This window comes from Tsuneonella sp. HG222, from assembly GCF_053819185.1.
Window position 1 is genome coordinate 1,935,334 of sequence record NZ_JBSOQZ010000001.1, and the last position, 13,917, is coordinate 1,949,250.

Annotated in this window: 11 protein-coding genes and 1 tRNA gene; 5 read left to right on the plus strand and 7 right to left on the minus strand. The window is 66.7% G+C overall.

The genetic code is table 11. The annotated features are described in order from the left end of the window. Nucleotides 1–10 precede the first annotated feature (10 nt). The 6 genes from ACWPMZ_RS09845 to ACWPMZ_RS09870 are packed head-to-tail and all read right to left on the minus strand — an operon-like array spanning nucleotide 11 to nucleotide 6,805. The gene (locus ACWPMZ_RS09845; RefSeq protein WP_455703831.1) at nucleotides 11–1,072 is read right to left on the minus strand and encodes an MBL fold metallo-hydrolase; all 1,062 of its coding nucleotides are present in this window, start codon (nucleotides 1,070–1,072) and stop codon (nucleotides 11–13) included. Next, a complete protein-coding gene (locus ACWPMZ_RS09850) occupies nucleotides 1,072–2,139 on the minus strand; it encodes a HupE/UreJ family protein (RefSeq protein ID WP_455704187.1) in 1,068 nt (355 codons plus the stop codon). The genes ACWPMZ_RS09845 and ACWPMZ_RS09850 overlap by 1 nt, the downstream gene beginning before the upstream one ends. Then, nucleotides 2,139–3,746 carry a GMC family oxidoreductase gene (locus ACWPMZ_RS09855; protein ID WP_455703832.1) on the minus strand — a complete coding sequence of 536 codons (1,608 nt, stop codon included), beginning with the start codon at nucleotides 3,744–3,746 and terminating at the stop codon, nucleotides 2,139–2,141. The genes ACWPMZ_RS09850 and ACWPMZ_RS09855 overlap by 1 nt, the downstream gene beginning before the upstream one ends. Continuing rightward, nucleotides 3,743–4,726 carry a glutathione S-transferase family protein gene (locus tag ACWPMZ_RS09860; protein WP_455703833.1) on the minus strand — a complete coding sequence of 328 codons (984 nt, stop codon included), beginning with the start codon at nucleotides 4,724–4,726 and terminating at the stop codon, nucleotides 3,743–3,745. The genes ACWPMZ_RS09855 and ACWPMZ_RS09860 overlap by 4 nt, the downstream gene beginning before the upstream one ends. A gap of 33 nt (nucleotides 4,727–4,759) precedes the next feature. Then, entirely contained in the window at nucleotides 4,760–5,773 is a 1,014-nt protein-coding gene (locus ACWPMZ_RS09865; RefSeq protein ID WP_455703834.1) for a DNA topoisomerase IB, read from the minus strand. A gap of 39 nt (nucleotides 5,774–5,812) precedes the next feature. Beyond that, a complete protein-coding gene (locus tag ACWPMZ_RS09870; protein WP_455703835.1) occupies nucleotides 5,813–6,805 on the minus strand; it encodes a methyltransferase in 993 nt (330 codons plus the stop codon). A gap of 128 nt (nucleotides 6,806–6,933) precedes the next feature. Between ACWPMZ_RS09870 and yghU the strand changes: the two genes are divergently transcribed. The 4 genes from yghU to ACWPMZ_RS09890 all read left to right on the plus strand — a co-directional run bounded on the left by yghU (nucleotide 6,934) and on the right by ACWPMZ_RS09890 (nucleotide 9,674). Further along, nucleotides 6,934–7,800, plus strand: a complete 867-nt coding sequence (yghU, locus tag ACWPMZ_RS09875; protein WP_455703836.1) for a glutathione-dependent disulfide-bond oxidoreductase — start codon at nucleotides 6,934–6,936, stop codon at nucleotides 7,798–7,800. Nucleotides 7,801–7,874: 74 nt separating this feature from the next. Then, nucleotides 7,875–7,949, plus strand: a tRNA-Gln gene (locus ACWPMZ_RS09880). Between the two features lie 22 nt (nucleotides 7,950–7,971). Beyond that, nucleotides 7,972–8,358 (plus strand): VOC family protein, encoded by a 387-nt coding sequence (locus ACWPMZ_RS09885; RefSeq protein WP_455703837.1) that lies wholly within the window; start codon nucleotides 7,972–7,974, stop codon nucleotides 8,356–8,358. Further along, nucleotides 8,355–9,674 (plus strand): sulfatase-like hydrolase/transferase, encoded by a 1,320-nt coding sequence (locus ACWPMZ_RS09890; protein WP_455703838.1) that lies wholly within the window; start codon nucleotides 8,355–8,357, stop codon nucleotides 9,672–9,674. The genes ACWPMZ_RS09885 and ACWPMZ_RS09890 overlap by 4 nt, the downstream gene beginning before the upstream one ends. Here ACWPMZ_RS09890 and ACWPMZ_RS09895 read toward each other — a convergent pair. Next, nucleotides 9,671–10,621 carry a LysR family transcriptional regulator gene (locus ACWPMZ_RS09895; RefSeq protein WP_455703839.1) on the minus strand — a complete coding sequence of 317 codons (951 nt, stop codon included), beginning with the start codon at nucleotides 10,619–10,621 and terminating at the stop codon, nucleotides 9,671–9,673. The two genes, ACWPMZ_RS09890 and ACWPMZ_RS09895, sit on opposite strands and share 4 nt — an antisense overlap. Before the next feature lie 133 nt (nucleotides 10,622–10,754). Here ACWPMZ_RS09895 and ACWPMZ_RS09900 point away from each other — a divergent pair, with 133 nt between their 5' ends. Next, the gene (locus ACWPMZ_RS09900) at nucleotides 10,755–13,853 is read left to right on the plus strand and encodes a TonB-dependent receptor domain-containing protein (protein ID WP_455703840.1); all 3,099 of its coding nucleotides are present in this window, start codon (nucleotides 10,755–10,757) and stop codon (nucleotides 13,851–13,853) included. The last annotated feature ends 64 nt before the right edge of the window (nucleotides 13,854–13,917 follow it).

A 13,917-nucleotide genomic window follows, 5' to 3' on the forward strand; every position in this document is an offset into this window, starting at 1 on the left:
CGCGGCCGGATCAGGGCTTGTAGCCCTGGTCCGGCGGCAGGTTCATGATCAGCGGCGGCTTCTCGCCCTTGAGTTCGGCGAAGGCCACCATGGCATTGATCAGTGCGCGGTTCTGGCCGGTGCTGCCGTATTCGAGCCCGGTCAGCGTGGTCGGCTTGAGGAACGGCGCATACTTGCCGCTGGCGATCAGCGCGGTGACCACGTCCTTCGGCTGCCCGCCGGCTGCCTGAACCCGGCGCGATTCGTCGACCAGCGCGCGGTTGAACGCGGCGAAATCCACCAGCCGCTGCCAGGGCTGGATATAGCCGTGCCCTTCCACGATGGTGTCTACGTTCTTCACGGTGCGGACCAGTCGTTCCATCGTGTCGGCCGCCTTGACCGCGCTACCGCCCGAGTTGCCGTCGATCAGCGGGGCCATCGACCACGCCATCGCATCGCCCATCGCCATGACCTTGTCGTTGGCGAAGACGACGAACGCATCCCCGTCGGTATGCGCGGGGCCGGTGTAGTAGAGGTCGATGCGGTTCTTCCCGCTGCCCAGCGTCATCGTGTCGCCGAACTGGCGGGTCGCGGGATTGGCCGGCATCGGCCCGACCGGCTTGCTCATCCGCAGGGCTGTGTTGGCTTGGGCGACCACCTCGACCGTCGGCCGCTGGTCCTTGAAGAACTGGTTCGAGCCGTTGTGATCGGGGTGGCTGTGGGTGTTGATCACCAAGGTGACCGGCTTGTCGGAAACCTTGCGGATCTCGTCGAGGATCTTCTGGCCGTTATTCGCCAGCTTGGTGTCCACGATGGCGACCCCGTCGTCCATCAGGAAGACCGTGGTGTTACCGCCCGCGCCGAAGATCTTGTAGACGTTGCCCTTCACGTGCTCGATCGGGCTGATGCCGGGCAGGCCGGGCCCGCCGCCCGGAACGTAGTTCGGCGGCGCGGAGTCCATCGGCGTCGTGGCGACGACGCCCGAAGGCGCGCCGCCGTTGCCTCCGGTGCTGGCAGTGTCGCCCGGCTGCGTTGCGCAGGCGGCGGCGACGCCGGTGACCACGATGGCCGACAAGATGGCACTGCGCTTCATCAGGTTCCTCCCCAAAGGATTGTTCTTTGGACGAACCAGTAGACGCCCCCTGCGATCACCGCAACGGAGCCGAGAGTAGCAATTTGTCGTGCGGCGCGCGGGCGGGTTCGCCACAGCCAGCCCAGTGCAAGGGTGAGCGGTATGACCACGGCGAGCTGGCCCAGCTCGACCCCGAGATTGAAGCCGAACAAGGACCAGCCGAGCGACGCGGGCGGAAGCCCGAATTCGCGCAGCACGGAGGCAAAGCCGAACCCGTGGATCAGCCCGAAGGCGCCCGCCATCCACGCCCGCAGATCCTTGCCCTCGCCGCGCAGCAGGTTGTCCGCACCCACCACGACGATGGTCAGCGCGATCGCCGGCTCGATCAGCCAGGCCGGCGGCACCACGAGGTTCGTCGCCGCTAGCCCGAGGGTGATCGAGTGGCCCAGGGTGAAGGCGGTGACGATGCCGACCAGCCGCCGCCACGTGCCGCCGAACAGCAGCAAGCCGAGCAGGAAAAGCAGGTGATCCGGCCCGATCCAGATGTGATGCGCGCCGGCGGGGATGAAGGTCCGCAGCACCGACAGGCGCCCTTCGGCGGTGCCGCGCCAGAAAGTCTGCGGGGCGCTCGTGCCCGAGGTGATCCACTGCTGGCGGATTTGCTTGCCCTCGTAGACGTTGACGAAGGTCTGATGCTGCGGGTCGTAGGGGAACAGGTCGCCGCGATAGGTCAGCTTGCCGCCTGGCGGGGCGGTCGCCTCGAACCACAGGCGGATCGCGTCCTGCCCTTCCACCGGCTCGATGTAGGTCCATTCGAGCGCGAGGGGCCCGTCGTCGTTCGACAGGGCAAACCTCTTCGCCAGCATCTGGTCGAGCAGACCGAGCTGGTGAATGAGGAAATGCGGATCCTTCAGGACCCGGGGATCGCCCAGCTGCAATTCATGCGCGGCATCGAAATCGTGGATCGTCAGCGTGCCGGTCAGCTTGTCGCCCTCGTACCGCAGGTCGAGGTAGGAGAACGGCGCCGGGTGAGCCGCCGCCGGTGCCGCCGCGAGCAGCGCCAGGATAGCCAGCAGGAACCGAAGCATCACGCCGCCAGCTTGCCCTTGAGCCGGTCGAGGATCAGGTCGCTGGCCCGCTCGCCGATCATGATCGCCGTGGCGTTGGTGTTGCCCTGCGGGATCGTCGGCATGATCGAGGCGTCGGCCACCCACAGGCCGTTGATGCCCCGCACACGGCAATCCGGCCCGACCACCGCCATGGCGTCGTCCACCGCGCCCATCCTGGCGGTGCCGACCGGGTGGTACATCGGGATTGTCGCCGCCCGCACGTAATGGCCCAGCGCCTCGCGATCGGCGAGCTCCCTCCCAGGGCGGACCTCGCTAGTCACGTCTTTCGCGATGGCGGGCTGCGCCATGACCTTGCGGGCGATTTCCAGACCGTCGATCAGCTGTTCGAGGTCATCCGTCTCGCCCAGCAGGCGGTGGCGGATCAGCGGCGGAGCGGAGGGATCGTTGCCGCGCAATTCGATCGAACCGCGCGAGGTGGGCCGCATCAAGCCGACCAGCGTGGTGACGCTGGGCTCTTTGCGCAGTTCGAGGTTGCCCTGCAGGGTGATGTCGAAGGCGAAGGCGCTGAAGGCGAGCTGCAGGTTCGGCGCGGACATCCCCTCGCGGCTCTTCACGAATGCCTGCGCGTGGCCGATACCAGTGGTCAGTGCGCCGCTTCGGCGGATCGCCATGGCCAGCACCTGCCGCAGCCCGGCCAGCCCACGGCTGTCGTCGTTGAGCGTGCGCGCGCTGACGGTATTCACGAGGTGGCAGGCGGAATGTTCCTGCAGGTTCTGCCCCACGCCCGGCAGGTCGCAGACGACCGTGATGCCGTGATCGCGCAGATGGGCCTGCGGACCGAGCCCGCTCAGCATGAGCAGGCGAGGCGTGTTGAGCGCACCGGCACACAGGACCACGCCCTGGCCGGCGACGATCGTCTCCTGGCGACCCGCCCGCTGCACGCGAACGCCGGTTGCCCGGGCGCCCTCGAATACGATCGCCTCCACCTGCGCTTCGGTCATGACCGTCAGCCCGGCAGGCGGCGGGGTGAGATAGGCGGCGGCGGTCGAATGTCGCAGTCCGCGCTTCTGCGACAGCTGGATGTAGTCGACGCCCTCGGCGTGCTGGCCGTTGAGGTCGGGCGAACGGGGATAGCCGGCCTGTTGCACGGCCTCGATCCATTCGTCGGTCACGGCGTAACGGCTGCGGATCTCGCCGACCGAGAGCGGGCCGCCCTGCCCGCGCCAGGCGTCGGTGCCCCGCTCGTTGTGCTCCATCCGGCGGAAATAGGGCAGCACGCTGGCGTAGTCCCAGCCGGTTGCGCCAAGTTCGGCCCACCTGTCGTAATCCCACCTGTGGCCGCGGATGAACATCATTCCGTTGATCGCACTGCCGCCGCCCAGGCGCTTGCCGGCGGGCCAGACGTCGGGGCGGCCGCCCACGCTCTCGTCCGGCTCGGCGCTGTACATCCAATCGAAATCGGGCGTGTGGACGATGCCGCCCATCAGCGCGGGGACCTTGGACCGGATGTCGCGATCGCTCTTGCCGGCCTCGATCAGCAGGACCTTTCTGCCGCCCTGGGCGAGACGTGCGGCGCAGGCCGCCCCGGCGCTGCCGCCGCCGACGACTATCAGGTCCGAGGTCACGCGGCGTACTCCCGCTCCCGCATACCCTGCCCGGGTAGCGCATCGCGGCCGTGCTGCGTCGTCAGGTCGAGCTCCGGGCCGATCGCATGGATCCCGTGCTTGTCGGTCAGCGCGTAATAATTCTGTTTGATTTCATCGAGTTTTACGGTCGCGGCGATACCCGGCCACTGATAGAGCTCGCGCAGATAGCCGCGCAGCGCCGGATAGTCCTCCACCCGCCGCAGGTTGCACTTGAAGGCGCCGTGGTAGCCGACGTCGAACCGGACGAGCGTGGTGAACGCGCGCCAATCCGCCTCGGTCAGCCATTCCCCGGCGAGATAGCGGCTGTGCGACAGGCGATCCTCGAGCGAATCGAGCGCTCGAAACACGCCCCGGACAGCCTGATCGTAAGCGGCCTGCGTGCTTGCGAAGCCCGCGCGGTACACGCCGTTGTTCAGCGCCGGATAGATCAGGTCGTTCCAGCGGTCGATCTCGGGGCGCAGGTCTTCGGGATAGAGGTCGAGCCGGTTACCCGTGATCGCATCGCACGCGGTGTTGAGCATGCGGATGATGTCCGCGCTCTCGTTGTTGACGATGCGGCCGGTCTTCTTGTCCCACAGCGTCGGCACGGTGGCCTTGCCGGTGTAGTGCGGATCGTGCGCCTGGTAGACTTGGTAGAGCGGATGCGGCACCTCAAACGGCGGGATCGTGTCGTCCTGGAAGATCCACCCCTGGTTGCCGATCACTCCGTGGCTGGCCGAGAGCGAGATGACGTCCTCGAGCCCCTTGAGCACGCGGTAGGCGGTGACGCGGCTGGCCCACGGGCAGACCCAGGCGACGAAGAGATGATAGCGGCCCGCCTCGGCCGGGAACTCGGCATCGGGATCGGGCGAGATCCAGTTACGCAGCGGGCTCTCGATGCGGCGGAACTCGCCGTCCGATCCGATTTCCTCGGCTGCCGGGGGGCTGCCGCGCCAGACGCCGTCGTAAAGCTGGGACACTAGAGGCTCCTTCCGAAGCCTCCCTAACCGTTCTTACGCGGCGAGCAACTTCTGTGCCTTCGGGTTGGCTTCCAGCAGTTCGATCAGCCCGCGCTCCTCGCGGCTGAGCCAGCGGGTCTTGCGCGGCAGGCGCAGGCCCTCGCGCCATTTCACCTGCCGGTCGACCAGCGCAACCACCGCCGGATGGACGTAGCTCTTGCGCGCGATCGTGGGCGTGTTGCCCAGCTTCTCGCTGACTTCCTCCATCAGCGCCTTGAGCGTCATCGCGCCCGACGCCTCGGCCAGTATCTTGAACGCCAGCACGCTGGCATGCCAGGTGCGGAAGTTCTTGGCGGTGAAATGCTCGCCCATCGTCTCGCACAGGTAGGCGTTGACCTCGCCCGAGCCGACGTGATGGATCGCGCCGTCCTCGGCCTCGTACTGGAAAAGGTGCTGGCCGGGCAGGTCCTGCATCTTGCGTACGAAGTGCGCCAGGCGCCGGTCGGAAATCGTCACCTCGCGCATCTTGCCGCTCTTGGCCTTGAACTTGAGCGTCAACCGATGGCCCTTCACCTCGGCATGGCGCTGGCGCAGCGTGGTCGCCCCGAAGCTCTTGTTCGACTTGGCGTAGGCCTCGTTGCCCACGCGGATGACGCCCAGGTCGAGCAGCCGCACGACGCTGGCGATGGCATGGGCGCGCGACACCTTGGAACCCGAAAGGTCCTCATCCACCCGCTTGCGCACCAGGGGCAGCAGTTCGCCGAAGACACGGCAGCCGTCGAACTTCTCGCTTTCCTTCATGGTGCGGAAATCGGGGTGATAGCGATACTGCTTGCGCCCCTTGGCATCGATACCGGTGGCGAGGATATGGCCGTTCTCCGCCGGGCAGTACCAGGCGTCGGTATAGGCGGGCGGCAGGGCGATGCGGTTCAGCCGGTCGATCTCGTCGCGGTCGGTGATGCGCTCGCCCTTGGGGTCGAAATAGGCCCACCCCTTGCCCTTCTTCTGCCGGCTGATGCCGGGCATGTCGTCGCTGACGTAGATGAGCTTGGGCGTCCGACCGGTCATTGCGAGCGCTGAACGCGCCGCAACTTCAAAGGGTTCCGGCTAGATCGGCAAGGCCTCGATCACGCTGTGCCCGCGCGGGTTGCGAATGGCCCTGCCCATGCGAAAGCCCGCCCGTCCGAAAAGCTGCGCGAACTGCGCCAGCGTCCGCTCATGCCCGGTGGCCCAGACCATCATCGCGATGTCGGTCGACAGCGCCTCGCCCGGCTCCGGGCTCTCACCGAGAAGGTGGTCGATCACCACGACCGCACCGCCGGGCGCGATGGCGGCCCGTATCGAGGACAGGATGGCGACGGATTCCTCGTCGCTCCAGTCGTGCAGGATCTGCTTGAGAAGATAGAGGTCGCCCGGCGGGACAGCCTCGAAGAAACTGCCGCCGATCGCTTCGATCCGCGTGCCGGCGAACCGGCCCTGCGCCCGCGCGGCGACTTCGGGCAGGTCGAACAGGATGCCCCGCGCCTCGGGCCGGTCAGCCAGCACGTATTCCAGCAGGCTGCCCTGGCTGCCGCCCACGTCGATCGCCACGCTGAACGGGGCAAAGGCGTAGTTTCCGCGCAGGAAATCCAGCGTCCGCGCGGTCATGAAGGACATGAAGCTGCCGAACTGGGCGCCCAGTTCGGGATGGTCGGCGAAGTATTCGAACACCGGCTGGCCGAATCGCGCCTCGAACCCGTTGGTGCCTGCGGACAGTCCGTCGAGCAGCGATGCGCCCGCGGCAGTGGTGTTGATCATCTGCTGCCACAACCCGCGCAGTTCGGCGATCCGCGCGGTGCGCGAATTGGCGATCAGGTGTCCGCCCGGCTCGACCTCCAGCAGTTCGTGCGCGGCAAGGTAGTTGCCGATCCGTCGGATGCTGTCGGCGGGAAGCCCGCTGGCCCGCGCGAATTCCGCCGGATCGACCGGACCCGCGGCCACCGCCTCCGCCAGGCCAGAGCGGCAGGCGAAGTGCAGCATGGGCAGGCCGATGGCGACGGAGTGCAGCCAGTTGAACAGGATGTCCGGATCGTCGAGATTCCGGCCGATCGGTTGCTGCACTCGTGCCTCCCTCGCGAACTTCGGGGGGTGATAGGTAACATTGCCGTGCCCGGCGGCAAGTTCGCTTGCGCCGCCGCCCCGCCAGTCCCATGTCGCAGGCCGCAAGACAGAACGAGGAGCCCCGCACGATGTCCGACGTCTACACCCCGCCCGAAGTCTGGGCCCCCGACGAGGCAAACGGCGGGGCCTTCGCATCGGTCAACCGCCCGACTGCGGGCCCGCGCGAGGAGCGGGAGTTGCCCGTCGGCGACCACCCGTTCCAGCTCTATTCGCTCGGCACGCCCAACGGGGTGAAGGTGACGGTGATGTTCGAGGAGCTGCTCGAAGCCGGGTTCTCCGATGCCGAATACGATGCATGGACGATCAAGATCTTCGACGGCGACCAGTTCTGGTCGGGCTTCGTCGACCTCAATCCCAACTCCAAGATCCCCGCCCTGCTCGATCGCAGCGGACCCGAACCGTTCCGCGTGTTCGAGAGCGGGGCGATCCTCGTCCATCTGGCGGAGAAGTTCGGCTATCTCCTGCCCACTTCGGGTGCCGCCCGCGCCGAAACGCTGAGCTGGCTGATGTGGCAGATGGGCAGCGCGCCGTTCATCGGCGGCGGGTTCGGGCATTTCTACGTCTACGCGCCCGAGCGCTACAAGTACCCGATCGACCGCTATGCGATGGAGACCAAGCGGCTGTTCGACGTGGCCGACAGGCAACTTGCCAAGACCGAGTACCTGGCGGGCGACTACTCGATCGCCGACATCGCCGCCTACACCTGGCTCGGCAACCTCTATCACGGGGCCTACAACGGCGCGGACAGGTTCCTGTCGCTGCACGAATACGAGAACGTGGGCCGCTGGGTGAAGGCGATCGACGCGCGGCCCGGGGCGATCCGCGGGCGGCTGGTCAACAGCCCGGCCATGCGCGAGCGGCATTCGCCGGTGGACTTCGACTCGGTCGAGGACCGCAGCCTGTTCGAACCGGTCCGCAAACGCGCCGACGTCTGACCCCGGCACGCTGCCGGGCGCGGCCTTGCGCCGCACCGGCCAAGCGCTATAGGCGGCGCGCAGCACGCGCATGCTGGGGCGTCGCCAAGTGGTAAGGCACCGGTTTTTGGTACCGGCATTCGCAGGTTCGAATCCTGCCGCCCCAGCCAGTCTTCCCATGCGGAGGGACAAGTGAACGGCATCCGGCTCGCGTTTTTCAAGCTCAACGTTCCGGCGATGGAGCCGGCTCTCGCCTTCTGGTGCGGGGCATTCGGGTTCGCCGTCACCATGACCTTCGACGAGCCGGGTTTCCTCGAACATGTGTTGGCGCTTCCGGGGCAGGAAGCCGGGCCGATGCTGATGCTGGTGGAAAGCAGGGACGGGCGCGACGTGACAGTGGGCCGCGGTCACGGCCCGGTGGGCCTGATGTGCGACGACATCCAGGCGGAATGGGACCGGGCGATCGCGCACGGGGCCACCCCCGTGCTCGCCCCGTTCGAGGCTGGCGGCGCACAGGTGGCGATCCTTGCGAGCCCGGAGGGTCACGAAATCGAACTGGTGCAGCTGCCCCTGGAATGAGCCGGCAACCCAACATCGTCTTCATCATGGCCGACGACCTCGGCTACGCCGACCTGAGCTGTTACGGCCGGCAGGACTATCGGACCCCGGTGCTCGACGGACTTGCCGCGCAGGGCGTCCGGTTCACCCAGGCCTATGCCAACAGCGCGGTGTGTACCGCGACGCGCGTGGCGCTGATGACCGGGCGCTATCAATACCGCCTGCCGATCGGGCTGGAGGAGCCGCTGCAGGACCGCGCGCTTGGCCTGCCGCCGGAGCATCCCACGCTTGCGTCGCTTCTGCGCGGCTGCGGTTATCATACCGCGCTGGTGGGCAAGTGGCACCTTGGATCGCTGCCGGAGTACTGCCCCCTCAAGAGCGGCTTCGACCAGTTCTGGGGCATCCGCGGGGGCGGGGTGGATTATTGGACCCACCAGCTCGACGGCGTGAACGACCTGTGGGACGGGACCACGAACGTCGAGCAGGCTGGTTACCTCACCGACCTGCTGGCCGACAAGGCGGTCACGGTGCTGGAAGAGCGCGCGGCGGCGGGCGGTCCGTTCTTCCTCAACCTCAATTTCACCGCCCCGCACTGGCCGTGGGAAGGTCCGGACGCGGCGGGCCGGGCCGAGTCCGAGCGGCTCGCCGCGAAAGCCGGGCCGATGCCGATCCAGCACTGGGACGGCGGCGATAACCCGACCTACGCCGCGATGATGCGCTCGCTCGACGAGGCATGCGGCCGGGTCCTTGCCGCGATCGACCGGCTCGGAATGCGCGAGGATACGATCGTCGTCTTCACTAGCGACAACGGGGGCGAGCGCTTCTCCGACGTCTGGCCTTTTGTCGGCCGCAAGACCGAGCTGCTGGAGGGCGGACTGCGGGTCCCCGCGATCGTTCGCTGGCCGGGCGTCGCCCGCCCAGGAAGCGAGAGCGCCGAACTGCTGATAACGATGGACTGGCTGCCCACCTTCCTTGCCGCGGCGGGCAGAGCGACCGATCCCGCAGCGCCTTCCGACGGCATCGACCTGCGCCCTGCCATTGAGGGAAGAACCCTGCCGGACCGGACCCTGTTCTTCCGCTTCTCCCACCGCGAGCAGAAGGCCGCGCGCAAGGGGCGGATGAAGTTCCTCGAGATCCTCGGCCAGAGTTTCCTGTTCGACGTGGTCGCCGATCCGATGGAGCGGGCGAACCTGAAGGACCGCCGGCCTGACGAGTTCGCTGCCTTGGTGGCCGAGTGGGATGCATGGAACGCGGGCATGCTGCCACCCGACCCCGCCGCGGGGCGGCACGGCTTCACCGGCGACAAGCTGGCCGAATACTTCGGGGTCGACAGTTAGCCCGAATAGCCTTCGGCGAAGACGTCGATGGTCGGATAGTTGGGATCCTGCAGTACGGCGGAGAGCATAAAGCTCTCGACCGCCTCGCAGCGCGGGTCGCCGCCCCGGTCCTTGCGGAACCACAGCAGGCGCCAATTCTCGAGCGGATAGATCAAGGCCACCGTCTCGCGCGCCTCGGGGCTGAGCATGAACTCCGAGAACGAGGCGACGCCCAGCCCGCGCTCCACCATAGTACCCATGACGTCGAAATATTGGGTGTGGCCGATGACCTTGCGCGGCACGATCCCGTGGCGATCGAAGGCCTGCAGCACGTCGAGCTCCTGCTGGCTGCCGACCTGGGGCAGGATGAAGGGTAGGTGGTTGATCTCGTCGGCCGATAGCGGCGCCGTGCGCCCCTTCAGGAAATCGCGATGCCCGAAGATGCCCCCGCGCACCATCGCCAGCTGGCGCAGGCCGGGATCGACTGGCCGGTCGGCGCGCAGGTGATAGAGTGCGAAATCGAACCGGCCGTCCTGGATGTCGAGCGCGTAGCGGAAACTCGGCGGCCGGGCGTCGAACTCGAGGTCGATCTGCGGATGGCGGGCGAGAAAACGATCGAGCTTGGGGCGGATGAAATTGTCGAGCATCCCCTGCCCGACCCTGATCCGATAGGTTGCCGGGCGCACCATCTCCATTGTGTCGCGCCGGTGCGCGGCCAGCCTCTCCCCGGCCTGCTGGAAGACGGCAAGATCGTCGAGGAAAGCTACCCCCTCGACTGTCAATGAGGGCCGCTTGCCCGGCTTGCGCGCCAACAACGAGACCCCGAGCTGCGCCTCCAGCGCCTTGATCTGGTTGCTGACCGATGCCTGCGAAATTCCCAGCGCATTGGCCGTGCGGCGGAAGCTGCGCGTGGCGCACAGGCTGTCGAACACGTCGAGCTGGCGCAAGGTGAAAGGTAGAGTGGGCATTATCGCTCTCGACCCCACACATAACTGCGAAGTGATGACCTGTCATCACCTCGCGATGCGTTGCTTTGTAAGGCCGATAACTCGATTTCCGATCCCATGAACGGCCGAAAAGGCCGGCATTGGGGAGGAAACGATGAGAACACTGTCCGCTTCCAAATCGACGCCGCGCACGCGTCGCTGGGCGTCACGCACCGTCAGCGCCATGGCCCTTGCGCTGGCCACGCAGGCTCAGGCGCAGGACAACCAGCCTCCGGCCGACGAAGCGGACGCGGGCGAGGCGATCGTCGTTACCGGATCGCGCCTTGTCACTTCGGGCATGGATTCGCCGGTCCCGGTTACCGCGGTCGCGGCCGAGGAACTGAACGCGATGGACCCCGGGGCGCTAATCAACGCGGTCAGCCAGTTGCCGCAGTTCTACGGCAACCAGACGCCCAACAACTCGAACTTCTTCGTGCGCGGCGGCACCGGAAACCTGAACCTGCGCGGGCTCGGCCCCAACCGCACCCTGACCCTGCTCAACGGCCGCCGGGTGCCGGCCACCAGCGCCTTCGGCGGGGTCGACATCAACCTGTTCCCCGAAGCGATGATCCGCGGCATCGAGACGGTCACCGGGGGCGCCTCCGCCGCCTACGGCACCGACGCGGTGGCCGGCGTGGTGAACTTCCTGATCGACACCGATTTCGAAGGCCTGCAGTTCGATGTCCAGGCCGGAATCACCGACGAGAACGACGGCGCGAACTACGAGGCGAAAGGCGCCTGGGGCATGGCGCTGGGCGATCGCGGGCATCTGCTGCTGTCCGCATCCTGGGCCAAGCAGGAGGGCATCCACGACATCACCAGCCGCGAATGGTACCGCAACTACGGCGCCATCAACACCGGCACCACGGCGGCGCCGTTCTGGGATGTGTTCCCCGACGTGCGATCGATCGGAGCCTCGTTCGACGGCATCATCTACGCGCCCAACACGCCGATCAACGGGCTCGCCCTCAATCGCGACGGGACTCTGGCACCGCTCAACATCGGTTCGATCAACACGGGCGCGGGCACCGTGGGCAACCAGGGGCGCGCGGTGGGTGCCGGCAACGATCTCAATGCCGAACTCTTCACGCTCTATCCCGACACCCAGCGCTATTCGGCCTTCGCCTATGGCGAATACGACCTGACCGACGACCTGATGTTGTTCGGCCAGTACATGCGCGGCTGGAACAAGCAATTCCAGTACAACACCCCGCGTTCGTCGCTGCAAGGCGTGCCCACCGCTATCACGATCTTCCGCGACAACGCCTTCATTCCCCAGCAGCTGCGCACCATCCTCGACGCGAATCCCACCATCGCATCGTTCAACCTGCGGCGCGTCGGCAGCATCGAGGACATCGGCGACGTCTGGTTTCGCGACGAGGTCACCCAGAACGTCGGCACCGCCGGCTTCGAGGCGAGCGTGCTGGGCAACTGGAAGCTCAACGGCTACTACCAGTACGGCAAATCCAAGCGGATCTGGGATCAGTACACGCTGCGTGTCGACCGCATCTTTGCGGCGGTCGATGCGGTCAAGAATGCCAGCGGCAACATCGTCTGCCGGGTGAGCACTGTGGCGGCCGGGGCAGCAGCCTTCCCTGGCTGCCAGCCGCTCAACCTGTTCGGGCGCGGCAATGCCAGCCCGGGCGCGATCGACTACGTGCTGGGCAACGACCCCGGACTTGCCATCAGCACTCCGCTCTATTTCGCCAACCTGGGCCTCACGGGCGAAACCTACGACTACACGTCGGTCGCTCCCAAGCGCAACGTGACCACGTTCGAGCAGCACCTCGCAGAGGTTTCCGCAGCGGGCGAACTGTTCGACGGCTGGGCTGGGCCGATCTCGCTGGCACTGGGCGCATCGTGGCGCAAGGAATCGATCTACCAGGTGGTGCAGGACACGGCCAATCTGCAGTCGAACCACGACGGCGGCTATCGCCCCTGTCCCACTGCGGCCGTCGCCGCCACGCTGGGCTTGCGCGGCCTCAACCCGCCGGACTGCAACAACACGGTGGCCTTCCAGTTCTCGAAAGTCTCGAACGTACAGGGCCAGGCGACCGTCAAGGAAGCCTTTGCCGAAACGCTGATCCCGCTGGTGAACGCGGGCAGCTTCGATGCAACGCTGAACCTCGCGGGCCGCTGGGCGGACTATTCGGGGTCCGGATCCATCTGGGCCTACAAGGCCGGTCTCGACGTCGCGCCGTCCGACTGGCTGCGCCTGCGTGGCACCTATTCGCGCGACGTGCGCGCCGGCAACCTGTCCGAACGGTTCGACAAGACCGGCGGCACCGCCAACGTGACCGATCCGCGTTCCGTGGCAACCAACCCCACGTATGGCGGCACGACCTACCAGACCACGATCTTCTCGGGCGGCAATCCGGCCATCCAGCCCGAAAAAGCCGATACCTACACCGCGGGCATCGTGTTCCAGCCGGCATTCCTGCCCGGCTTCTCGGCTTCGGCCGACTGGTACAAGGTCGGCATCAGAGATGCGATCGCGCAGCTCACCGTGAACGACGTGGCTCGCCGCTGCCTGATCGACCAGGAGCCGACCTTCTGCGCGCTGGTGACCACCGATCCCGGCCAGAACGGCAAGATCATCCTGGTGGGCAACCAGTTCGTGAACATCAACAAGCTGCGGGTCGAGGGGATCGACGCTGAAGTAGGATATCGCACAAGCGCCGACATTTTCGGCGGCGGCGACGAAAGCCTGGGGTTCAGGTTCCTCGCTTCGTGGCTGCTCGACAGGTCGGATGTGGGCGCCCCGACCGCAGCGGCGCCGAACGGCGCGGTCACCCGGTTCGACGGGCTGACCGGCATCGCGCCCGACAGCGGCACGGCGGGCATTTTCCCCAAGTTCAAGGCCAACGCCAACCTGACCTATCGCAACGGCGGCTTCTCCAGCTTCATGCAGGCCCGCGTCATCGGCAAGGGCAAGAACACGTACCTGTTCGGCACCGCGCCCGCTGTCGAAGGCGTCAACATCGCCGACAATTCGGTGCCCGCGGTCACGTACATCGACCTGCGGCTTGGCTACGAGGTACCGGTGGCCAATTCGACCGCCGAGTTCTGGGCCTCGATCACCAACCTGTTTGATAAGGCCCCCCCGGTCACCGCCACATACTCGACCTTCACCGCCACCTCCACGCAGTACAACGCCGCGCTGTTCGACGTGTTGGGGCGGCGCTTCACCCTCGGCATCAAGTTCAAGCTTTGATTGTGCTTCGACCGAAACGGAACCTAGGATCGGCCCCGCTGCGGGGCCGATCCGCCCGCCGCGC